Source organism: Dellaglioa sp. CoH-57-MRSF-21 (assembly GCF_056781915.1).
Map to the genome: position 1 here is coordinate 1 of NZ_JBXAXU010000187.1, position 272 is coordinate 272.

Genomic DNA, 272 nt, shown 5'->3' on the forward strand with positions numbered 1-272 from the left:
GCCAGAACCCGAATCATATCAGGTTCTGGCTTTTCGTCAACTACTTTTAGTCCAGATCGTGTTCGCGCTCTTTAGACGTACACATCAGCGTCAGCAGGGTCCCAAGCTTCGTGATCGGTGGCACGTCGAGGACCGCAATGCGGGGCCGCGTCACCGGGCCCTTCGGCCGATGTTTCTCGGGAATTGCAAGCAGCTCCTTTTCGGTCAACATTCTGTCCTCCACGATACGTCGGACGTACGTGCCACGCTTGAACGAAGCAGGCTCGTTGTTC

General features: G+C 56.2%; 1 protein-coding gene. It reads right to left on the reverse strand.

Annotation, left to right across the window (positions count from 1 at the left end; genetic code table 11):
• Positions 1–46: 46 nt before the first annotated feature.
• Positions 47–272 (reverse strand): hypothetical protein (locus AC1RPQ_RS08485; protein ID WP_481762343.1); only part of this gene is annotated, 226 nt, incomplete at its 5' end.